Source organism: Pseudarthrobacter sp. J47, assembly GCF_049810315.1.
GTDB lineage: Bacteria > Actinomycetota > Actinomycetes > Actinomycetales > Micrococcaceae > Arthrobacter.
Map to the genome: position 1 here is coordinate 223,316 of NZ_CP187358.1, position 21,903 is coordinate 245,218.

The window sequence follows — 21,903 nt, forward strand, 5'->3', positions numbered from 1 at the left end:
GCCGTCCCCTAGAACCGGATCGCGTTAGAACCGGATCGCGTCGATGACCTTGACCCGGACGGCCACCAGTGCGGGGATGGCTCCGGCCAGGGCGCCCACCAGGACGGCCGCGCCCAGCCCCAGCATGGCCGCTTCCACGGGGAAGGGCGGGAACTCGCTGAGCCCGGGCGCCACCTTTTCCTGGATCCAGGGGTGCTTGACCACCGCGACGGCGATCATTACGCCCACCACTCCGGCCACCGCCGTGGCCACGACGGACTCCATCATCACGCCCACAAAGATCCGTTGCGACGTGGCGCCGAAGCTGCGCCGGATGCCAATCTCACGCACCCGGTACCGCACAGTGACCATGGAGATATTGAGCATTCCCACCGCGCCCAGCAGCATCACTAAACCGGCTATCCCCGCCACCACCAACTGGACCACGGCGAACGGATCGTCCTGGCTGGCGTAGTCCCGGCGCTCCACCTGGGCATGCATCCCCGGGAACTGCTGCTGCAGGTCCGCGGAGATGGCTGCCTTCAGCTGTTCCGCCTGGCCATCCTGCACCCAGAGTTCAAACTGGCTGGACATGCCAATCGATGCCACGCCCGCCCGTTCTGCGGCACCCGTCAACATATATGCCGACGGCGGCATATCAGGCCACTGGTTGGGGACCACTCCAATGATCACCGCAGTCGTTTTCTGCGGCCCTGCCAGGGTCACCACGGGGTGGGTAGTGAGGTTGGGCCGCCCGGCGGCGTTGTAGAAGTTCTCCGAAACCACGACGGCGGGCGCAAACCGTTCCTCGTCAGTGTCAGCGAACCAGGCGCCCTGGATCAGGTCCACGCGGTGAATAACGCCGTAGCCGGGATCAACCACCTGGAGTTGCACCTGCTGCACGCCGTGGGGGAACTGGAAGCCGTGCTGGGTCTGGGACACGTTGGTGGAGTATTTGATGCCATAGCGTTCCTGGATGCCGCGGAACGCCACGCTCAGCTTCTCCGGATCCGGCGAGGTGGGGCCGTAAACACCCAGGTTGAGCGTCGCAGCGCGGCCTCCGTTGCGTTCGGAGTTGACCTTGTAACCCTCTCGGACCAGGTTTCCCATGCCCACCACGGTGGTGAGTGCAGCCACGGAAAGCGCGACGCCGATCAGGGCCAGCAGGATCCGGGTCTTGTTGATCCGCAGCTCCTGCCAGGCTTCCACAATGGTGGATGCCAGCCCGGTCATGCGCCGGCTCCCGCGATTGCAGGCGCAGGCGTTGAAGCCGCTGCCGCCACAGGGACATCCGTCGCCGTGAGCACGCCTGCCTCAAGCCTGTAGCAGGCGCGGGCCAGGGCGGCCACGTTGGAGTCGTGGGTGATGGTGATCAGGGCCGAGCCGGACTCCGTTGCCACGGTATCCAGGAGGGCCATCACTGTCTGCCCGGTTTCGACGTCGAGCGCTCCGGTGGGTTCATCGGCAAGGATCAGCCGGGGCTTGCGGACCAGCGCCCGGGCAATTGCCACGCGCTGCTGCTCGCCGCCGGAGAGCATGCTTGGCATAACGTCAGCCCGGGCGGACAGCCCCACCCGGTCCAGCATTTCCAGGGCGAGGTCGCGGCGCCGCCAAAAGTCGGCACCCTTCGCGTAAAGGAGGGGAGTGATGACGTTGTCCAGGGCGCTGCGGCCGGGGAGCAGGTTGAACTGCTGAAACACGAAGCCCACGGAGGAGCCCCGCAGCCTGGCCCGGGCGTTGCTGCTCAGGTGATTGACGGGTTCGCCCTGGAAGCGGATCTCGCCCGTGGTGGGCAGGTCCAGGAGGCCGATCAGGTTCAGCAGGGTGGACTTGCCGCCGCCGGACCGGCCGATGATCGCAGTGTGGTCTCCTGCGTGAACGGCCAGGTCGATCCCCTTGAGGATGTGCAGTTCCTGATCGTCAGGAAGCCGGACCGAGCGGGTCACTCCGGCAAGTGAAACCAGTTCCTCCATGGTCAGCCGCCCATCGGGTAGGGCATGCCGAACTGGGGCCCTGACGGCGTCAGTGCAGGTGCGCCGGGGATGAATTCAAGGACAAACTCGCCTTCCTCCAGGCCGGACACCACTTCAACCCTGGAACCGTCGTTCAAGCCCAGCTTCACCTTCCGCTCCTCCGACGGACCGGACGCAACTGACGGGGCACCTCCTGCGGGGGCGCCTTCGGCCGGGACACCTTCACCCGGAACGCCCCGGGCGGGAGCCCCTGCGGCTGCCGTGGGTCCGCTGACGGGAGCGCCGCCGTCGATGATTGCCCCTTCAGGCACAGAGCCCGGGCCGCCTGCGGGAGCGCCGGCGGAAACCCATACGATGCCGTCCGTGACGCTGCCCTTGACGGAAGTGAGCGGGACGGTGATGACATCCGTGGACTGGCCTGCGGTCACGGTCATGGTGGCACCCAGGCCGGCGAACACCTCAACGCCGCTGGGCACTGCGCAGCTGATGGTTCCCGTGGGCGTGCCGCCCTCCGGGGCACCGCCGCCACCCATCATGCTCCCGGACGTGGCAAGCGGAACACCACGGGTGACCCCGCCGCTACCACCGGGTGTGCCGCCGCCAGTACCGCCGGAGGTGCCGGCCAGGCTCTTCAGTGTCACCGTGGAACAGGTAAAGGGAGCAGGGCCGCCGACGACGGAAATCACCGCGGAGGCAGGCTTCGCCAGCAGCCGGTACTGCTGGGCGGCATCGATGGAGCCGCTCACCGTGAACGTTCCGGGGTCCACCGTTGCCGTTGACTCGCCCACGCTGACCTGCTGGTCCAGCAGGACGGTGAGCGTTTCCACGGTTCCCGAGGTGGGGGAGTATATGTCCGTGTAGGTATATACGGGTGAGGGGCGGACGGGGGCTGCAGGGGCTTCGCCGTCAGTATCGCCGTCCCGCTGCGGCGCGAGCGTCGGAGCATCCGGCTGCACCTCGGTGCGGACCTGGTACAGCGGAGCGTTCGCCAGCACCTCATCGCCGGGGGAGACGAACAGGTAAACTACGGTTCCCGCCGTCGTATTCTTCACCGGAACGGCAGCGTCGCTGTCCACGGTGGCTTCGACTTCCACGGTGTTGGTGACGGTGGCCCGCGTTGCCTGGACCACCGGGATCGCTACCTCGGCGGAGGGGCCAATAGCGTCCTGCCCGGGAGTCATGCCGTCGATAAACGCGATCTTCACCAGTGCCACGGCGATCACGGCGAAAACTGCCAACCACGCAACCGGCAAGACGATGCGCCTGAAAATCCTCATTACTGCCCCCATCAGTAGCTCCCGGCAGACGAGCTCCGCGGGAGTGTGTTGCTCCACACCATATACTGAGTACGCATCCAGTGCACGTCACGTTTGGGACACTAACGTTCGGCGGCGGTCCACGCCGGTGGTCGGGCCTGTCGAGACCTGGGTTCAGGGTTTGGACAGGGTCAACCACCCGCCGGGGACGTCACCCCGCGTGCCCAGGTCCTCGCCACGGGCAAACGATGCCCAGATCCCCCGAAGGGTGCGCCCGGGCACGTCGATCTGCTCCCAGGTCAATCCGGCCAGGAGGCCAACACCTTCCCAGGTTTTCCGGTTGCCGAACAGCAGGGGAAGGTCCACGGTGTGCGCGGCTCCGAAGATGGTTCCGGGGGCGTGCCAGGTCAGCAGGTAGCGGTGCGCCTTGCCACCGGCCCTCACGTGCCGCTTGGCGAACTTCCGGGACACGCGGCCGTAGACGGTTTCCGTGACCACCCAGTTGACCGCGCGCAAGGCCGCCGGACCCACCAAGGGAACACGGTGCAGCCGCATCAACAGGGGGCTGCGGGGCAGGAAGAGGCGGGCTTCTTCCGAGGTATGCCCGATCAGGATCTCAATTCCCGGTGCCGTCCGGTTCCAGGCCGCCTCGATCTCCGCTTCCTCCGGCAGAGGCGCATGCCCATACTGCGTTCCGAATGGCATGGCAGCCAGCATTCCGAACTTCCGGGCCACCTGGGCCACATCCTGTTCCATGGCCACCACGTCCATGGCAGGCGTCTCCTCGGTGACAGCTTCGGCGACGATTCCCATGGCCTTGTTCATCCGGGCCCGGCCCCGGGCAATTCCCAGCGGCGCGCTCTGGATGATGGCCCGCTGGAACAGCGACGGCGCCTCCGGAGTCGCCATCAGGTGCGCCACCGCGTCGCCGCCTGCCGATTGGCCGAAGGCCGTAACACGCGCCGGATCGCCGCCGAACGCGCTGATGTTCCGCTGCACCCAGCGGAAGGCCTCCAACTGGTCCAGCAGGCCCAGGTTTCCGGGCCGGTGGCTGCCCACGGCCAGGTACCCGAACAGCCCCAGGCGGTAGGTCACGGAGACAACCACCACGCGGTTTTCGGCCACCAGCCGCGCGGGATCGAAGATGGCGAGGTCGCCCGAACCGGTGGTGTAGGAGCCGCCGTGCAGCCACACCATAACGGGTAACTTTTCACCCCGGGCGAGGTCTGCCGGCATGGTGACAGAGAGGTTCTGGCAGTCTTCGCTGCCGGGAAGTTCGCCGTAGCGGGTCCCTAGGACGTCGTCCAGGAAAGGGACGGGGCCTTGCGGGCAGGCCGGAGCCGGGGATGTTGCGGCAAGCGGTTCAGTCCAGTCACGGGCCGGTGCGGGAGGCTGGAACCTGGTGGCCCTTGCGTAAGGGATGCCGGTGGCGCGGAGGACATCGCCGTCCCGCCAGCCGGTGACCGGACCGCACGGCGGGGTGAAAAGGGTTTCGACAAGCTCAACCACCGGTGGTTCCGGTGATCGAGCCTGTCCAGATCCGGTTTCGGCAGGCTCAACCACCGGCGGGCCCGGTTTCGACAGGCTCAACCACCGTGGGGTGAATCAGTGAGCGGTGGGGACGTAGCGCTTGATCGACGCTTCCAGCTCGGCTTCGGCGGCGGCGCGGTCGCCCCAGCCTTCGGCCTTGACCCACTTGCCGGGCTCCAGGTCCTTGTAGCGGGTGAAGAAGTGCTCGATTTCCTTGATCAGGAATTCGCTGACGTCGCTGACTTCCTGGATGTGGTCGAAGCGGGCGTCAACGGGGACGCACAGAACCTTGGCGTCCCCGCCGCCGTCGTCCGTCATGTTGAAAACGCCGATGGGGCGGGACTCAACGATGACGCCGGGGTGGAGGTCGAAGTCCTGCAGGAGCACCAGCGCGTCCAGCGGATCGCCGTCCTCGCCCAGGGTGTTCTCGAAGAATCCGTAGTGCGTGGGGTACTGCATGGAGGTGAAGAGGACGCGGTCCAGGCGGACGCGGCCGGTCTCGTGGTCAACTTCGTACTTGACGCGCGATCCCTTGGGGATCTCGATGGTCACGTCATGCTTCATGGAATGCTCCTCGGCTAGTGCAGGGGTTCGCGGCAACGGTGACGCTTCTGGAATGGGCTGTCAGTGCCGCCGACTACTATTGAGGATATAGCGACAGCCCCCTGTTTCAGGAACTTGCGGGCCATTCAGGACTGAGGACCAGCAGCAGCATGACGTCATCCAAGGGGGCAGGTGCCGGTCCCGCGCCCCATGGTGTGCTGCGCGCCAACTGGCCCCTCGCGCTCCTGCTTGTGCTTGCCCTTGCCTTGGCCGTTCCTGCCGGGCTTTCGCTGGTTCCGGGATTTGTGGGCCCTCCTGCGCCGGCCGCCGTCGAGCCCGTGCACACTCCTGCCTGGCAGCAACTGCCCACCGCTCCCGCCACGCGCTCCGGCATTTCGCCGCTGGAGGATTCGGCTCCGGTTCCGCAGCCGGACGCCGTTGCCGCCGCGCTGGAGCCTTTGTTAATGCCCGACGGCGACGGCACCTTCACCGCGCACGTCCAGGATGCGCTCACGGGCCAGGTCCTGTTCAGCCGGGGCGGGACGGACGCCCGGGTGCCGGCGTCGAACACCAAACTGCTCACCGCGGCCGCTGCCCTGCGCACCATGGACCCTGACCACCGCTTCAGCACCACTGTTTTCAGCGGCGCGCAGCCGGGCACCGTAGTGCTGCGCGGTGGAGGGGATGTCCTCCTTTCCGCCGGAGAATCCGGGCCGGACCAGGTCCTGGGGCATGCCGGGCTGGCCACGCTCGCTGCGGACACCGTCGCCTCGCTGCAGGCTGCCGGGGCCACCGGTGCCATTACCGTCCAGGTGGACGACTCCCTCTTCTCCGGCCCGTCACTCAATCCATCGTGGGAGCTGGGGGATGTCCAGGCGGGCGAAACCGCGCCGCTCTTTCCGCTGGCCCTGAACTCGGCCAGGTTTGACGCCGCGGTCACCAAGGGTCCCCGCCCGCAGGATTCCGCCATGGCCGCAGCTGATGCGTTCGCCCAGTCCCTGCGCACAGCAGGCGCCGCTGCCGGACTGACGGTGACGGCCGACGTCGGGCGTTCCGTTGCGCCTGACGGTGCACAGGTGCTGGCCACGGCGCAGTCCGCAACCGTTGCGGAGCAGGTGGCACTGATGCTGCAGACCTCGGACAATTACCTGGCCGAAGTGCTGGGCCGGATGGCCGCCCTGGCGGCGGGGCTGCCCGGAAGTAATGACGGCGCCGTCTCCGCGGTGCTCGCCGAGGTGGCGAAGATGGGTATTTCCACGGACGCCATGGCCCTCGCGGATGTGTCCGGGCTGACCATGGACAACCGCGTTTCCGCCGCACAATTGACTGCCGTGGTGCTGGCCATGACCACCGGAGCGGACCCCCGCCTCCGGGAGGCGCTGCCCGGACTGCCCGTCGCGGCCCTGACCGGCACGCTGGGTGAGCGTTACGGTTCGGGCCAGGAATCCGCCGGGGGAGCGGGGCTGGTACGGGCCAAAACCGGCACCCTTAATACGGTCCTCGCGTTGAGCGGTTACGTGGTGGACGCGGACGGCCGGCTGCTGGTGTTCTCCTTTGTTGGCAACGGCCTGACTCCCGGTGCCGCCGGAAACAAGCCCGCGCTGGACAGGGCGGCCGCCGCCCTTGCCGGGTGCGGCTGCCGGTAAGACTCCAGGCGGTTCCCTGTTCGCCGGTCAGCGAACTTAAGGGCGCATCCACAGGGTGCTGTGATGTTATGGGGGTATGGCGACTCCCGAAGCTAGCTCAGTGCCCGCGCCCGCCCTCATCAACTGGGAGCTGGCCGCCTCCACCGCCGCCCGGCTCACCCCCGCCGGACCGCAGCTGTCCGCGCGCGAGATGGGTGCCGCCGTCGACAATCTCCGGCTCATGGCAGACCGTTCGGTGGAGTACGTGCACCAGATCAGCCAGCTGGAAGCGGCCCGGGACCTCCGCGATTCCTCGGTGCTGGTGGTGGACCGCGCCACCTGGTCAAAGGCGAACACCCAAAGCTTCTCCGTGATGCTCAAGCCGGCGATCGACAAGATGCTGGAGAGTCGCAAGGGGTCCGTGGGCCCCACCGCTGCGGCCATCAGCGGCGCCGTCACCGGAAGCCAGCTGGGCGCCATCCTCGCGTTCCTGTCCAGCAAGGTGCTGGGCCAGTACGATCCCTTCGCTGCGCTCGCGGAAAACTCCCACGCCCCAGCTGCCGGCCGCCTCCTCCTCGTGGCGCCGAACATCATCTCCGTGGAACGCCAGCTCAACGTCACCCCTGACGATTTCCGCCTCTGGGTGTGCCTCCACGAACAGACCCACCGCGTCCAGTTCGCCGCCGCGCCGTGGCTCCGGCACCACATGCTCGCCGAGATCGACGGCCTCAGCGGCCACCTCCTGGGGAACGTGGACTCGCTGATGGAGCGGGCCACCGCCGCCGCGAAGTCACTGAAGGACCGCACCGTCACGGGCCAGGCTCCCGGTCGCGGCGCCATCCTGGACCTGCTGCAGGACCCGGAAGAGAAGGCCGCCCTGTCCCGCCTCACCGCCGTGATGAGCCTCCTCGAAGGCCACGCGAACGTGGTGATGGACGCCGTGGACGCCAGCATCGTTCCGTCCGTCAAGACCATCCGCCAGCGGTTCAACGACCGCGGCAAGGACCGTGGCGTGGTGGAAAAGTTCCTGCGCAACCTGCTGGGCCTCGACGCCAAGATGAAGCAGTACTCGGACGGCGCCAGGTTTGTCCGCGCCGTTGTGGCCGTTGCCGGGATGGAAGGGTTCAACCTGGTGTGGGAGTCGGCCCAGAACCTGCCCACCGAAGAGGAAATCCACGACTCCGGGCTGTGGCTGGACCGGATGGGACTGCGGTGACGGAAGGCCCGGATTCTTCCGGCGGCGCTCCCGGAACCTCTGGAAGCGGACGACGGCGGCCGGGGCGTTTGGCGCCGGTCGTTGGCACTGCGCGCAAGGCCCTGGCGGACGCCCTGGCCGCGGCCGGTTTCCCTGGCCGGGTGCTGGTGGCCTGCAGCGGTGGCCCTGATTCGCTCGCCTTGGCGGCCGTTGCCGCATATTTTGCCCGGCGCGGCCATGTGCAGAGCCATCCCATCACCGTGGGCGCCGTAGTTGTTGACCACCAGCTGCAGCCAGGTTCGGCTGACGTTGCTGCCTCTACCGCCCTTGCGCTGAAGGAACTCGGCCTGGACCCGGTGTTTGTCCGGGCCGTTGACGTCGTCTCCACGGGCATGGGTCCTGAGGCTGCAGCCCGCGATGCCCGGCACGCCGCGCTCGAGGCCGCCGCCGGCGAGTTCGACGCCGACGCCATCCTTTTGGGCCACACGCTCGATGACCAGGCCGAGCAGGTGCTGCTGGGCCTGGCCCGTGGCTCCGGGACACGGTCCCTCGCGGGAATGCGGCCTGCCCGCGGGATCCTGCTGCGCCCGTTCCTTGGCCTGCGCCGTGCGGACACCCTGGAGATCTGCGAGGCCGAAGATCTCGATCCCTGGCACGATCCCACCAACTCGGACCCCGCCTACGCCCGTTCCCGGACCCGGGTGGAAGTCCTCCCGCTGCTCGAGGAAAAACTGGGGCCCGGTGTTGCGGAGTCGCTGGCCCGGACGGCTTCCATCCTGCAGCTTGATGCCGACTATCTTGACGACACCGCCAGCCAGGCCTACTCCCAGCTGGCCGAGCGGGAGGCAGGCGAGGTGAGCCTGCCGGAAACTGCCCTGGGCGAACTTGCCCCCGCCATCAGGTTCCGGGTGATCGCGAAGGCCGCTGCCGACGTCGGCGGTCAACAGCCCAGCTATCAGCGGCTGCTGGCGGCAGAAGCACTGCTTCGCCGCACCGGATCGGCGGGTCCTGTGGAGCTGCCCGGCGGCGTCAGTGTGTTCCGTCTGTCACTTGCGCAGCTGGATTCCCAGGCCGCCCCCCGCCAGCACGGGCGGGACGGCGCCGAATCCGTGCAAACTGGCGAAGATGCTGTTCCCCGGGGAGCGGCCCGCTGTGGGAAGCTTGTATTCCGGCCTCAAAAACCGTCCAAAAAATAGTCCCCGCATCTATACAGGAGCCATTGGTGGATTCGAACGACGTCACGGCAGATCTCAAGCACGTTCTCTATACCCGGGAGCAGATCCAGCAGCGGATTTCCGAACTCGCAGCGCAGATCGACAAGGACTACGAAGGCCGCGATCTCCTGATTGTGGGCGTACTCAAGGGCGCAGTGATGGTCATGGCTGACCTCGCCCGCGCACTGCACAGCCACGTCTCCATGGACTGGATGGCTGTCTCCTCCTACGGCTCGGGCACCCAGTCCTCCGGCGTTGTCCGGATCCTGAAGGACCTGGACACGGACCTCATGGGCAAGGACGTCCTGATCGTTGAGGACATCATCGACTCCGGCCTGACCCTGTCCTGGCTCAAGACCAACCTTGAATCCCGTGGCACGGCTTCCGTGGAAATCTGCACGGCGTTCCGCAAGCCCACTGCCGCCAAGGTCCAGATCGACGTCAAGTACGTCGGTTACGACATCCCGAACGAGTTCGTCGTGGGCTACGGCCTGGATTACGCGGAGAAGTACCGCAACCTGGACTTCGTCGGCACCCTGGCGCCGCACGTCTACGAGTAGGCCTATTAGACGGGCTGGCTGGTTTCGCCTGGGCCGGCCGCCCTGTGTTGCTGCGCCGAGGAACCGTCCCAGTACGCCCAGAGGGAACTTTTGCCCTTGACCATGCGTGAACTACTGCGGACGGTGTATAGCTAGAAGCTGACGCAGCACCACACGCGCGCACAGAGGACGTGCCGTGCAGCACTACCAGGAGGGACGGGGCCAGCCCCCGATCAGATGAAAGCTAAGAGTTTCTTCAAGGGTCCGGGCATCTGGATTGTCGTTGTTATCGGCTTGCTGTTGATTGCCTTTGCAACGCTTGCGCCCGGCGGCTCGGCCCAGATCGATACCGATGACGGCCTTGAACTCCTTGCCGATCCCGGAGCCGTCGAACAGGCGAAGATCCTCGACGGCGAGAATCGCGTTGACCTCAAGCTCAAGGACAACCTGGTCATTGATGAACAGGACAAGGGCAAGAGCGTCTACTTCAAGTTTGTTGATGCCCGCGGCGCGGATGTGGTCAAGGCAGTCACCGACGCCGAGCCCTCCAGCGGTTTCACGGACCAGCCCCTTGAGAGCAACTGGTTCTCCGGCCTGCTTTCCCTCCTGATTCCCGTCCTCCTCCTCGGTGCGCTTTTCTGGTTCCTGATGACCCGCATGCAGGGCGGCGGTTCCAAGATCATGCAGTTTGGCAAGTCCAAGGCCAAGATGGTCAGCAAGGACATGCCGCAGGTGACCTTCGTGGACGTCGCAGGAGCCGACGAGGCTGTGGAGGAACTCCAGGAAATCAAGGAATTCCTCCAGGAGCCGGGCAAGTTCCAGGCCGTTGGCGCCAAGATCCCCAAGGGCGTGCTGCTGTACGGCCCTCCGGGTACGGGTAAAACCCTGCTGGCCCGCGCCGTTGCGGGTGAAGCCGGCGTGCCGTTCTTCTCCATCTCCGGCTCTGACTTCGTGGAAATGTTCGTCGGCGTGGGTGCTTCCCGTGTCCGCGACCTCTTCGAGCAGGCCAAGGCGAATTCGCCGGCCATCATCTTTGTTGACGAGATCGACGCCGTCGGCCGGCACCGTGGTGCGGGTATTGGCGGCGGCAACGACGAACGCGAGCAGACCCTCAACCAGCTGCTGGTTGAAATGGACGGCTTCGACGTCAAGACCAACGTCATCCTGATTGCTGCCACCAACCGTCCTGACGTCCTGGACCCCGCACTGCTGCGTCCGGGCCGCTTTGACCGCCAGATCTCCGTGGAAGCCCCGGACCTGGTGGGCCGCGAACAGATCCTCAGCGTCCACGCCAAGGGCAAGCCCATGGCACAGGGCGTGGACCTGCGCGCCGTGGCCAAGAAGACCCCCGGCTACACCGGCGCGGACCTGGCCAACGTCCTGAACGAGGCCGCCCTGCTGACCGCCCGCTCCAACGCCAACCTCATTGACGACCGCGCGCTGGACGAGGCAATCGACCGCGTGATGGCCGGCCCGCAGAAGCGCAGCCGGGTCATGAAGGAGCACGAGCGCAAGATCACCGCGTACCACGAAGGCGGCCACGCCCTGGTGGCCGGTGCCCTGCGGAACTCGGCCCCCGTCACCAAGATCACCATCCTGCCCCGCGGCCGCGCCCTGGGCTACACCATGGTGGTTCCGGACAATGACAAATACTCGGTGACCCGCAACGAACTCCTGGACCAGATGGCCTACGCCATGGGCGGGCGTGTGGCCGAGGAGATCGTCTTCCACGATCCTTCCACGGGTGCCTCGAACGACATCGAGAAGGCCACCGCCACGGCCCGCAAGATGGTCACCGAATACGGCATGAGTGAGCGCGTGGGTGCTGTGCGCCTGGGCCAGGGCGGCGGCGAGCCGTTCCTGGGCCGCGACGCCGGCCACGAGCGCAACTACTCGGACCAGATCGCCTATGTGGTGGATGAGGAAGTCCGCAGGCTCATCGACCAGGCCCATGACGAGGCCTACGCCATCCTGACCGAGAACCGGGACGTCCTGGACCAGCTGGCCCTGGAACTCCTGGAACGCGAAACCCTGAACCAGTCAGAGATCGCAGAAATCTTCACGAACGTCCGCAAACGTGATTTCCGTGAAGTGTGGCTGTCCAAGGAGACCCGCCCGGTCCAGACTTCAGGCCCCGTGGAGTCACGCCAGGAAAAGGCCGAGCGTGAAGCCCAGGAGGAAGCCAAGAAGGCCCGCCTCGAGGAACCGCTCGATGCCCAGCCGCCGCACCCGCAGGGCGTGCCGGATGATGACGCGTTCCAGACACCCGGAAACAACCCTGACGGCCATCAAGGTTAAGCTTCTTCTGTGACTTCCTTCGACGACGACGCCGACTTCCCCGCTGCCTTCACGGCAGGCGGGGACGTCCTTTTGCCCGAAACGCCCGGTAATGGGCTGCCGCTCACCCCTGTGGACAGGCCCCGGATCGAGGCCGCCGTCCGTGAAATCCTGCTGGCAATCGGCGAGGATCCGGATCGCGGCGGACTCGTGGACACCCCCAAACGGGTGGCCAAGGCGTATGCGGAGGTGTTCGCCGGACTGCACCACGATCCCGCGGAGGTCCTGTCCACCACCTTTGACCTGGAGCACGAGGAACTAGTGCTGGTGAAGGACATCCCGTTCTACTCCACCTGCGAGCACCACCTGGTGCCGTTCCACGGTGTAGCCCACGTTGGTTACATTCCGTCGATTGAGGGCAAGGTCACCGGGTTGAGCAAGCTGGCGCGGCTGGTGGATATCTACGCGCTCCGGCCGCAGGTGCAGGAGCGGCTGACGACGCAGATCGTCGATGCCCTGGTCAGCCACCTCAAGCCCAGGGGCGCCATAGTTGTTGTTGAATGCGAGCACATGTGCATGTCCATGCGCGGTATCCGCAAACCAGGAGCGAAGACTGTCACCAGTGCCGTACGCGGGCAATTGCATGATCCGGCCACCCGTGCCGAAGCAATGAGCCTCATACTCGGAAGGTAATAACCAGCCCATGGATTCACTCGCAGCGGCGCCCGGAACCGGGCCCGCCACCAGCCCCATGCCCGTCCTGCGGAAATCCCGCCGTCCGGCGCAGATGTCAGACCTTCCCACCGACCGCACCCTGGTCATGGGCGTCCTCAACGTCACCCCGGATTCCTTTAGCGACGGCGGCAGGCACTTCACCGCGGACACCGCCATCGCCGCGGGGCTGCGGATGTTCTACGCAGGCGCTGACATCATCGACGTCGGCGGTGAATCCACCCGGCCCGGCGCGGAGGACGTCACTCCCGAGGAGGAACAGCGCAGGGTCCTGCCGGTGATCCAAGCGCTGGTGAAGGCCGGTGCGCTGGTCAGCATCGACACCACCCACGCGAGTACCGCCGCAGCTGCGCTGGAGGCTGGTGCCACCATCATCAACGACGTCTCCGGGCTGAGCATGGAGCCGGGCATGCCGGAGCTGGTGGCGCGTTCCAAGGCGCCCTATATCCTGACCCACCGCCGTGGCGATGCCCGCACCATGAGTACGCTCACCGACTACCAGGACGTCGTGGCGGATGTTGTTGCCGAGCTGTCCGGCGTTCGTGACAAGCTCTATGCGGCCGGAGTGGCGCCGGAGCAGATCATTGTGGACCCGGGCCTGGGCTTCGCCAAGAACGAGGACCAGAACTGGGAACTCCTGCATGGCCTTGGCGCGCTGCAGGACATGGGCCACAAGGTGCTGGTTGCCGCATCCCGCAAGCGGTTCCTGGGCAGCCTGTTGACGGTGTCCGGTAAGACAGCAGCTCCTGAGGAACGGGACGGCGCCACCGCCGCGGTGACAGCGATCAGCGCCTTCAAGGGTGCCTGGGCAGTCCGCGTGCACGACGTCGGAGCGAGCCTGGACGCCGTCAAGGTCGCCGCCCGCATCGCCTCACCTCGCCCGAAAGACTAAACCATGGACAAGATCACGCTGACGGGTGTTGCCGCCACGGGGAACCACGGCGTGTTCGATTTCGAGCGGCGCCAGGGCCAGCCGTTTATTGTGGACGCCGTGCTGTACCTGGATTTCGGCAAGGCCGCGGCGTCGGACAACGTCGAGGACACCGCCCACTACGGTGAGGTGGCGGAGCGGATCAAGGGCTGGATCACCGGCAAGCCGTTCAACCTGATCGAGGCGCTGGCTGTGGCCATGGCTGATGACCTGCTGGCGGAATTCCCGCTGCAGGCTGTGGAGATCACAGTGCACAAGCCCAAGGCGCCCATCGAGGTGGCTTTCGGTGATGTTGCCGTGACGGTGCACCGGAGCAGGAAGTGAGCGGCTTCGTCAAGGCCGTCCTGGCCCTGGGCAGCAACCTGGGGGAGCGCAACGACACCCTTTCCAGCGCCGTCGCGGACCTGGTGGATCCTCCGGAGGTGCGCCTGCTGGCCGTCTCGCCGGTGGTGCAGACCAAAGCCGTGGGCGGGCCGCCGGACCAGCCGGACTTCCTGAACATGGTGGTGACGGTGGAAACCTCGCTGACCCCCATGGAACTGCTGCAGCACTGCCAGGCCGTGGAGCACAAGCACCACCGCGTGCGGGATGTGCACTGGGGGCCGCGGACGCTCGACGTCGACATCATCGTTTACGCGGGCGTCACCAGCGATGACCCTGAACTCACCCTGCCCCACCCGCGTGCCGCCGTCAGGGCTTTTGTGCTGTATCCGTGGTCCCTTATTGAGCCATCGGCAATCCTGAACGGTGAGCGGATCAGTACGCTTGCCGCGCGCGCCGAGGATTACCCGGACCTCGCTCCCTTTGACGGATTCGGCGATTTTGACGGCTCACCCACCGCCGGGGCGGTTGAATAGATCCATGAAGCCCATCGAGCCCGTCCGGTTGCTCCTGGTGGGGCTGCTGCTGGCCCTAGCGGGGTGGTTTGCCACGGTCCTCGCCGGCCGGTTCGGCTGGCCCACCCCGGTCCTGCCCGCCACGGCCCTGGCAACCATGGGCGTCATTGTCATCATTACCCTGGTGCTGGGCCTGCGGGTCCGGAGCTGGCGGAACAGCCTGCGGGAAGGCCAAGGCAACAACCGCAACAACAACGGCAACCGCAACTCTGGCAACCGCAACAACGGCAGCCAGGGCAAGCCCGGGAAGCCCGGCAAGCCCGCCAAAAAGCCAACGCTCGATCCGCTCCTGGCCGCCCGCACGGTGGTGCTCGCGCAGGCCTGCGCCTATGCCGGAACCGTTCTGCTGGGCTGGCACGCGGGCATTTTCCTGGACCAGCTGCGCGTGTGGAGCCTGGGCGTGGGAGCGGACATCGCGTGGCTGGCACTGGCCATGGCCGGCGGCGGGCTTGCCATGATCGCGGTGGGCCTGCTGGTGGAGTGGTTCTGCAGGATCCCCCCGGATGATTCGCAGGGGGAGAGTCCTGATACACAAGGCGAAGCCGAGGGGGAAGGCGAATATGCCTATCGAGGCGATTGATCCGGAGGGCATTGCGTGGCAGCGCGTGTCCCCCAAATTCCTGAAGCTGCGGCTGGTTTCGTGGGCGATCGGCTCCGCAATCGCGTTGCTGGTGCTGTCCCTGCCGCTGGTTTTTGTCCAGCTGGGCTGGTGGTCGTGGCCGCCGCTGTGGGTTGCGGTGGCACTTCCGGTGCTGGTGCTGGTCATCGCCTTGTGGAAGCTGGTGCTGATTCCCCGGCAGGTGCGGGCCATTGGCTACGCCGAGCGCGAGGATGATCTCCTCATCCGCGGCGGCATCATCTTCCAGCGCACCATGGTGGTCCCGTACGGCCGCATGCAGTACGTGGACATCGGCGTCGGGCCCGTGGAGCGGTCCCTGGGCCTTTGCACCCTGAAGCTGCACACGGCCGCCGTGGGCACCAACGCCACTATCCCGGGGCTTCCTGCCGCGGAAGGCGCGCGGTTGCGGGAGCAGCTCACCGCCCGGGGTGAAGCCAGGCTGGCAGGATTGTGACGACGCCGGACTCCGGGCTTCCCGAGGACGCCGCAGTACCGGCGCAGCAGCCGGACCCCCTGCCGGACCGGACGCCGGAACCAACAGCTGACGACGGCGAGTGGCTGAGGGTGCACCCGGCGTCGCCTTTTGTGCGGGGCTGGCTGGCGCTGGTGGCCATTGTGTTCTTTGTGGGCCGGGACTCGTTCGAGCGGCTGCTCCAGGGCGGGCCTGCGCTGGAGGATGAACTGGTGCGCCGCGGCCCCTGGCTGCTGGGTATTGGCGGCGGCCTGTTGCTGTTGGCCGTGGGCGGCTTTGTGCTGAGCTGGTATTTCACCCGCTACCAGGTTTCCGGGGGCTACGTCCGGGTCAATACGGGCTTCCTTTTCCGGCAGCAGCGGCAGGCCCGGCTTGACCGTGTCCAGGCGATCGACGTCGTGCAGCCCTTGCTTGCCCGGATCTTCGGGCTCGCGGAACTCAAGTTCGAGGTGGCGGATGCCGGCGAATCGGCGGTGCGCCTGGCGTACCTGAAAATGGACCAGGCCCGCCGGCTGCGGGCCACCATCCTGGCGCGAGCCGCCGGCGTCCCGCATGACCCGGAACAGCACACGGTGGAAGTGCCCGAGGCGCCGGAAGTTCCGGTGCTGACCGTGCCGCCGTCGCGCCTTATCGGTTCGCTGCTGCTGGGTGAGCAGACCATTGGCATCGGGGTAGGCGCCCTGGCCTCGGTGGTGGCGGCAACCCTGACCAACAGTTCGACGTTTTACCTGTACCTGGTGCCGGCGGGGCTGGGTATTGCCGTGTCCTATTGGTCAGCGTTCAACAAGGGCTACAACTTCACGGCGGCCATTTCGCCGGACGGCATCCGGCTGCGGTATGGGCTGCTGGATACGCAGGCGCAGACGCTGCCGCCGGGCCGCATCCAGGCGCTCAAGGTGGTCCAGCCGCTGCTGTGGCGGCCCTTTGGCTGGTACCGGATCCATGTCAACGTCGCCGGTTACGGCGCCAACCCCGGCGGCTCCTCCACCAGGACCACGCTCCTTCCCGTGGGCGGCTTCGACGACGTCCTGCGGATCCTTGCCCTGGTCCTGCCGGACCCGGGCACAGACCGACCCGTGGAGGTCTTTTCCGCAGGCCTGCACGGCATGGATTCCGACGACGGATTTGTCACCTCGCCGCGGCGGGTCCGGCCGCTGGCGCCACTGAGCTGGCGCCGTAACGGGTTCACCGCCACCGATACTGCACTGCTGCTGCGTTCGGGCCGGTGGTGGCGGGAGCTGGTGATGGTCCCGCACCAGCGCACGCAGTCCATGGCACTGCAGCAGGGCCCGCTGGCCCGGCGGTTCGACGTGGTGGACCTGGTCCTGCACACTACCGCCGGTCCGGTGTCCCCACGGCTGATCCAGGCGGACCGCCGCGAGGCTGCCAGGCTGTTCGACGCGCAGGCGGCACGTGCCCGGGCAGCCCGCGGAAAGCAGACCAGCGAGCAATGGCTGGCGGCGGTCCAAAGCAGTCCGCAGGCACTGCGCACACTGCAGGCGCCGGAGCCGCAGGCCACGGAGTCCCAAGTCCCGGAATCCCAGCCGCCGGGGACCTTGACCCCGGAACCCCAGGTAACACCACAGTCCCAAGACCCCACGCGGAACGATCGACAGGAACACAGCAGCAATGGCTAAACCCGGACGGCTGGGCATCGGAATCATCGGCGCCGGCAAGGTGGGTGCGGTCCTGGGGGCGGCCCTGCGCGCAGCTGAACACGCCATCGTTGGGGTGTCGGCGGTGAGCGACGCCAGCCTGGAACGGGCCGAGGCGCTGCTCCCGGGCGTGCCGATTATGGCGGTGGAGGACATTGTGGAGCGCTCGGAGCTGGTGATCCTGGCGGTTCCGGATGACGCGCTCGAAGGGCTGGTGGACGGGCTCGCCAAGCTGGGCGCCTGGCAGCCGGGGCAGCTGGTGGCCCATACGTCCGGCAGGTTCGGTGTGGGTGTGCTGCATCCCATCCGCGCGGCCGGCGCCATCCCGCTTGCGCTGCATCCGGCCATGACGTTTACGGGTATGAGCCTGGACCTGACCCGGTTGCCGGACTGCACGTTTGGCGTGACCGCTGACGCGGCCATGCTGCCCATTGCCCAGGCCCTGGTGGTGGAAATGGGCGCCGAGCCTGTGGCCATCGCGGAGGCGGACCGGGTGCTATACCACGCTGCCCTGGCGCACGGCTCAAACCACCTGGTCACGCTCGTGGCGCAGGCCTCGGAACTGCTGAAGACGGTGGGCGTTGAGGAACCCGGCAGGATGCTGGGCCCCCTGCTGCGCGCCACGCTGGAGAACGCCCTGGCGTCAGGTGAATCCGCGCTCACCGGTCCGGTGGCCAGAGGGGACGCCGGAACGGTTGCCGCCCACACCGCCGCGCTGGCGGAATTTGACGACGGCGGCTCCGGGGACGTGCTGCAGGCGTACCGGGCCATGGCGGAAGCCACTGTGCGCAGGGCAGAGGGGCGCGGACTCCTGAAGGCGGCACAGGCGGAAGCAGTGCGCGCGGCACTGGCCGGCGGGGCGGACCGCCCCTCCAACGACGAATCAGACGGATCAGAAGACGGATCTGAAGACGGCTTCGAAGACGGTTCCGAAGAAAAGGGGAAACTCTAAATGGGCATCAAACTGGTCACCACGGCCGCTGAGCTGCGGGCCGAAAGTGCCCGCCTCCTCGCGGAAAAATCCGGGTCCGACGGCAAGTCTGGCGCGAAGGATGGCGCAAAGTCTGGTGGAATCACGGCGCAGCTGTCCCAGGGCCTGGTCCCTACCATGGGGGCACTGCACGGAGGTCACGCACAGTTGGCGCGTACCGCCGTCGAACATCATGACGTGGTGGTGGCCAGCATCTTCGTGAACCCGCTGCAGTTCGGTGATGCGGTGGATCTGGACAGGTACCCGCGCACGCTGGACGCGGACCTTGCCCTGCTGGATGCGGAAGGGGTGGACCTGGTGTTCGCGCCGTCCGTGGAGGAGGTGTACCCGGGTGGCCTGCCGCTGGTGCGCATCACGGCCGGTCCGCTGGCAGAGAAGTGGGAAGGCGCTTCACGGCCCGGGCACTTCGACGGCGCCCTGACGGTGGTTGCGAAGCTGCTGCACTACGGGCTTCCGGGCTTGGGGGAGGCGGGCTACCGCGCCTATTTCGGGCAGAAGGATGCCCAGCAGCTGGCGCTGGTCCGGCGCATGGTGGCGGACCTGAACTTCCCGGTGGAGATCGTGGCCGTGCCCACGGTGCGTGACGCGGACGGCCTGGCGCTGTCCAGCCGTAACCGCTTCCTGTCGCCGGAAGAACGTGATGCGGCCCTGGTGCTCTCGCGTGCGCTGCGGCTGATTGAGGAACGTGCCAACGCGCATGAGCCGCTGGACCTGGATTCGGCACGGGCGCTTGTGGAAACCCAGCCGCTGGTGGAGCTGGACTATTTCGACGTCGTGGATCCCGGCACTCTGGAACCGCTCGCGGAGAACTGCAAGGACACTCCGTTCCGTGGCGAAGGGCTGGCCCTGATTGCCGCGAAGGTAGGCCCCGTGCGCCTGATCGACAACATCCCGCTGGACTCCTAGCGCCCCTGCGCCACCAGGCCCCGGCGTCATGAACCAGGGGCGGTTTCAACAAATTTTCCTTTCGAAGGAATTACTCCGCCGGGTACAGTGTTGGAGTCTGCAGCGACCACGCGAGCACACTCATCACAAATTTCCCTGGGGGAACACCCATGTCTACCGAAGTCTCTTCAGAGGCCCGCGGCAATCCCGCGAGACCTTCCGAAGTTAAACCTGCCGTTTCCGGGAAAATGTCCCGCGAATCGGTCACGATTATTGCCACGCTGCTGGTGGCCACGTTCGTCGTCATCCTGAACGAGACCATCATGAACGTGGCCCTGCCGCGTCTCATGGTGGACCTGGGCGTCAGCGCGCCCACCGTACAGTGGCTCTCCACCGGCTTTATGCTCACCATGGCCGTGGTCATCCCCACCACCGGCTTCATCCTGCAGCGGCTGTCCACCCGCGCCGTGTTTATGCTGGCCATGGGCCTGTTCTCCAGCGGCACCGCGCTGGCTGCCGTCTCGCCTGACTTCACCCTGCTGCTCCTGGCGCGCATCATCCAGGCCGGTGGCACAGCCATTATGCTGCCGCTGCTGATGACCACCATCCTGACGCTGGTTCCGGTGGAACGCCGCGGCTCCGTCATGGGCAACGTCAGCATCGCCATCTCGGTTGCCCCGGCCATGGGGCCCACTGTTTCGGGCCTCATCCTTGAACACTTCACGTGGCGCTTTATGTTCGTCTTCGTGCTGCCCGTAGCCCTTGCGGCCTTCGCCATCGGCGCCAAGTACCTCACCAACGTGGGCGAGACGGAGAAGGGCAAGCTGGACTTCCTGTCCGTCGTCCTCACCGTTCCCGGCTTCGGCGGCCTGGTGTACGGGCTCAGCCAGATCGGCGGCGGCCACGGCGGCCAGGCCGGTCCCAGCCCCGTCGCCATCGGCGCGCTGGTGGTTGGCGTGGTGGCGCTCGCAGCCTTTGTTGGCCGCCAGCTCAGCCTGCAGAAGGGGAAATCGCCGCTGCTGGACCTGCGCGCCTTCAAGTTCCGGATGTTCACCGTCTCGGTGCTGCTGATGATCGTTGCCATGATGGCGCTGTTCGGCGGCGTGATCCTGCTGCCGCTCTACCTGCAGGAAGTCCGCGGCCTGGGTTCGCTGGAAACCGGCCTGTCCCTGCTGCCGGGCGGCCTGGCCATGGGCCTGCTGGGCCCGTTCATCGGCCGGCTGTTCGACAAGGTGGGCCCGCTCCCGCTGACCGTTACCGGCTCCATCCTGCTGGTCCTGTCACTGTGGCAGTTCTCCATGCTCGACGCCGGCACGCCGGTTCCGTGGATCATCTCGCTTCACGTGATGCTCAGCTTCGGCCTGGCCCTGCTGTTCACGCCTGCGTTCACCACGGGCCTGAACCCGTTGCCGAAGCACCTGTACTCACATGGTTCGGCCATCATGAGCACCACCCAGCAGGTGGCCGGTGCGGCAGGAACGGCGCTGCTGGTGTCCGTCTTCGCGGTGGTCTCGGCGTCGTCCGGCATTGTCACGGGCATGAACGTGGCGTTCCTGACGGCCACGTTCATCTCCATCGCGGCGATTGTGCTGGCTTCGATGATGCGCAAGACCGAAGGTGCCGGGCCGGGTCACGGGGCCCACTAACCCCAGCCCCGCCCCACCCAACTGACTGGCAGTTAACGCTCCCAAAACGCGATTTCACGACGTTAAGTGCTGGTCAGTTGGGAAGGGCCGGGCAGTTGGGGCTAGCCGGCGAAGAACTCAGCCAGCTCCGTGACCAGCTTGTCCGGGGCCTTGAGGACGCCGTCGTGGCCGTAGCCGGTGAGGATGGTGTAGCTGGAGCCGGACAGGACGTCGTGGATCTGGCCGCACGCCACGCCAAAGTGCGCCGGGCTCTTCTCGCCCACCACAATGAGTGTTTCCAGCGGCAGTTCCAGGAACGGTTCGGCGGGCATGTCCGCGGCAATGATCGCCTTGACTTCCCGGACGCCGGCCCGGCGCAGTTCGCGCATCTGCTTGCCGGCGTGGGTTCCGGCGGTCAGCTTGTGGGCGATGGTGAGCATGGACAACGGCATCCGGGCGAACGCGCCGCCGGTCTCCAGCCCCTTGCTCAGCACGGCGAGGGCGCGGTCGTCATCACCGGCGGCCGTTGCGCGCTCGTATTCGTCGGTCCAGTCGGCCTTGACGCTGTGGTTCACGGACACGGCGGGATCGTAGACAGCCAGGCGTTCCACGGGCAGGGTCCGCGCCGCGTGGAGGGCCACCGCGCCGCCGAAGCTGTGCCCGAAGACGTCGGTGCTGGACGTATGCTTCATCACCGCGTCCAGGTCCCGGATGTCCGCTTCGATCGTGTAATCGTCCGTTTGCGGGCTGGATGCGCCGCGCCCGCGCCGGTTGAACGTGTGCACCGGGCGGCCCAGTTCTGCGCTGAGTTTCTGCGCGAAACGGCTGTAATCGGCGGCCGTCACCATGGAGGCAGCCACCACCACGACGCCGGAACCTGCGCTGGCCAGTTCGGCGCCGGTTGAGAACAACTCAAGGCTGCCGCCGTCGGGTGTGGTGATAATCTCGCGGGTCATGCTCCGAGCC

Annotated in this window: 21 protein-coding genes; 15 read left to right on the top strand and 6 right to left on the bottom strand. The window is 66.7% G+C overall.

Annotation, left to right across the window (positions count from 1 at the left end):
• Nucleotides 1-24 precede the first annotated feature (24 nt).
• The 5 genes from ACPJW8_RS01055 to ACPJW8_RS01075 all read right to left on the bottom strand — a co-directional run bounded on the left by ACPJW8_RS01055 (nucleotide 25) and on the right by ACPJW8_RS01075 (nucleotide 5,302).
• On the bottom strand, nucleotides 25-1,212 hold the full coding sequence (locus tag ACPJW8_RS01055; RefSeq protein ID WP_330187991.1) for an ABC transporter permease: 1,188 nt from the start codon (nucleotides 1,210-1,212) through the stop codon (nucleotides 25-27).
• Complete coding sequence (locus ACPJW8_RS01060) at nucleotides 1,209-1,952, bottom strand: ABC transporter ATP-binding protein (protein ID WP_330187990.1); 744 nt, start codon at nucleotides 1,950-1,952, stop codon at nucleotides 1,209-1,211. Before ACPJW8_RS01060 ends, ACPJW8_RS01055 begins: the two co-directional genes overlap by 4 nt.
• Nucleotides 1,953-1,954: 2 nt before the next feature.
• The gene (locus tag ACPJW8_RS01065) at nucleotides 1,955-3,229 is read right to left on the bottom strand and encodes a hypothetical protein (RefSeq protein WP_330187989.1); all 1,275 of its coding nucleotides are present in this window, start codon (nucleotides 3,227-3,229) and stop codon (nucleotides 1,955-1,957) included.
• Between the two features lie 153 nt (nucleotides 3,230-3,382).
• The gene (locus ACPJW8_RS01070) at nucleotides 3,383-4,717 is read right to left on the bottom strand and encodes a carboxylesterase family protein (RefSeq protein WP_330187988.1); all 1,335 of its coding nucleotides are present in this window, start codon (nucleotides 4,715-4,717) and stop codon (nucleotides 3,383-3,385) included.
• Between the two features lie 96 nt (nucleotides 4,718-4,813).
• Nucleotides 4,814-5,302, bottom strand: a complete 489-nt coding sequence (locus ACPJW8_RS01075) for an inorganic diphosphatase (protein ID WP_330187987.1) — start codon at nucleotides 5,300-5,302, stop codon at nucleotides 4,814-4,816.
• A gap of 149 nt (nucleotides 5,303-5,451) precedes the next feature.
• On the opposite strand from ACPJW8_RS01075, the gene dacB reads away from it, so the two are divergent.
• From dacB to ACPJW8_RS01150, 15 genes are all read left to right on the top strand, one after another.
• Nucleotides 5,452-6,927 (top strand): D-alanyl-D-alanine carboxypeptidase/D-alanyl-D-alanine endopeptidase, encoded by a 1,476-nt coding sequence (gene dacB / locus ACPJW8_RS01080; RefSeq protein WP_330187986.1) that lies wholly within the window; start codon nucleotides 5,452-5,454, stop codon nucleotides 6,925-6,927.
• 76 nt (nucleotides 6,928-7,003) lie between these two features.
• Complete coding sequence (locus ACPJW8_RS01085) at nucleotides 7,004-8,122, top strand: zinc-dependent metalloprotease (RefSeq protein ID WP_330187985.1); 1,119 nt, start codon at nucleotides 7,004-7,006, stop codon at nucleotides 8,120-8,122.
• A 101-nt stretch (nucleotides 8,123-8,223) separates the two neighbouring features.
• Nucleotides 8,224-9,297 (top strand): tRNA lysidine(34) synthetase TilS, encoded by a 1,074-nt coding sequence (gene tilS, locus ACPJW8_RS01090; protein ID WP_330194152.1) that lies wholly within the window; start codon nucleotides 8,224-8,226, stop codon nucleotides 9,295-9,297.
• Nucleotides 9,298-9,323: 26 nt separating this feature from the next.
• The gene (gene hpt / locus ACPJW8_RS01095) at nucleotides 9,324-9,875 is read left to right on the top strand and encodes a hypoxanthine phosphoribosyltransferase (protein ID WP_330187983.1); all 552 of its coding nucleotides are present in this window, start codon (nucleotides 9,324-9,326) and stop codon (nucleotides 9,873-9,875) included.
• A 216-nt stretch (nucleotides 9,876-10,091) separates the two neighbouring features.
• Nucleotides 10,092-12,152 (top strand): ATP-dependent zinc metalloprotease FtsH, encoded by a 2,061-nt coding sequence (gene ftsH / locus ACPJW8_RS01100; RefSeq protein WP_330187982.1) that lies wholly within the window; start codon nucleotides 10,092-10,094, stop codon nucleotides 12,150-12,152.
• A gap of 9 nt (nucleotides 12,153-12,161) precedes the next feature.
• Nucleotides 12,162-12,824, top strand: a complete 663-nt coding sequence (folE, locus tag ACPJW8_RS01105; protein WP_425256390.1) for a GTP cyclohydrolase I FolE — start codon at nucleotides 12,162-12,164, stop codon at nucleotides 12,822-12,824.
• A gap of 10 nt (nucleotides 12,825-12,834) precedes the next feature.
• Entirely contained in the window at nucleotides 12,835-13,755 is a 921-nt protein-coding gene (folP, locus tag ACPJW8_RS01110; RefSeq protein WP_330187981.1) for a dihydropteroate synthase, read from the top strand.
• A gap of 3 nt (nucleotides 13,756-13,758) precedes the next feature.
• Nucleotides 13,759-14,118, top strand: coding sequence for a dihydroneopterin aldolase (gene folB, locus ACPJW8_RS01115; RefSeq protein ID WP_330187980.1), 360 nt, complete (start codon nucleotides 13,759-13,761; stop codon nucleotides 14,116-14,118).
• On the top strand, nucleotides 14,115-14,651 hold the full coding sequence (folK, locus tag ACPJW8_RS01120) for a 2-amino-4-hydroxy-6-hydroxymethyldihydropteridine diphosphokinase (protein WP_330187979.1): 537 nt from the start codon (nucleotides 14,115-14,117) through the stop codon (nucleotides 14,649-14,651). Before folB ends, folK begins: the two co-directional genes overlap by 4 nt.
• A gap of 4 nt (nucleotides 14,652-14,655) precedes the next feature.
• Nucleotides 14,656-15,270 carry a DUF3180 domain-containing protein gene (locus ACPJW8_RS01125; RefSeq protein ID WP_330187978.1) on the top strand — a complete coding sequence of 205 codons (615 nt, stop codon included), beginning with the start codon at nucleotides 14,656-14,658 and terminating at the stop codon, nucleotides 15,268-15,270.
• On the top strand, nucleotides 15,251-15,763 hold the full coding sequence (locus ACPJW8_RS01130) for a PH domain-containing protein (protein WP_330187977.1): 513 nt from the start codon (nucleotides 15,251-15,253) through the stop codon (nucleotides 15,761-15,763). Before ACPJW8_RS01125 ends, ACPJW8_RS01130 begins: the two co-directional genes overlap by 20 nt.
• Nucleotides 15,764-15,822: 59 nt before the next feature.
• A complete protein-coding gene (locus ACPJW8_RS01135) occupies nucleotides 15,823-17,418 on the top strand; it encodes a PH domain-containing protein (RefSeq protein ID WP_330188089.1) in 1,596 nt (531 codons plus the stop codon).
• Nucleotides 17,411-18,388: a Rossmann-like and DUF2520 domain-containing protein gene (locus tag ACPJW8_RS01140; protein ID WP_330187976.1), complete on the top strand. Its 978-nt coding sequence runs from the start codon at nucleotides 17,411-17,413 to the stop codon at nucleotides 18,386-18,388. Before ACPJW8_RS01135 ends, ACPJW8_RS01140 begins: the two co-directional genes overlap by 8 nt.
• Nucleotides 18,389-19,333 (top strand): pantoate--beta-alanine ligase, encoded by a 945-nt coding sequence (gene panC, locus ACPJW8_RS01145; RefSeq protein WP_330187975.1) that lies wholly within the window; start codon nucleotides 18,389-18,391, stop codon nucleotides 19,331-19,333.
• Nucleotides 19,334-19,482: 149 nt separating this feature from the next.
• Nucleotides 19,483-20,958, top strand: a complete 1,476-nt coding sequence (locus tag ACPJW8_RS01150; RefSeq protein WP_330187974.1) for an MDR family MFS transporter — start codon at nucleotides 19,483-19,485, stop codon at nucleotides 20,956-20,958.
• Nucleotides 20,959-21,059: 101 nt separating this feature from the next.
• Here ACPJW8_RS01150 and ACPJW8_RS01155 read toward each other — a convergent pair whose 3' ends face one another.
• Nucleotides 21,060-21,893 carry an alpha/beta hydrolase gene (locus ACPJW8_RS01155; RefSeq protein WP_330187973.1) on the bottom strand — a complete coding sequence of 278 codons (834 nt, stop codon included), beginning with the start codon at nucleotides 21,891-21,893 and terminating at the stop codon, nucleotides 21,060-21,062.
• Between the last annotated feature and the right edge of the window lie 10 nt (nucleotides 21,894-21,903).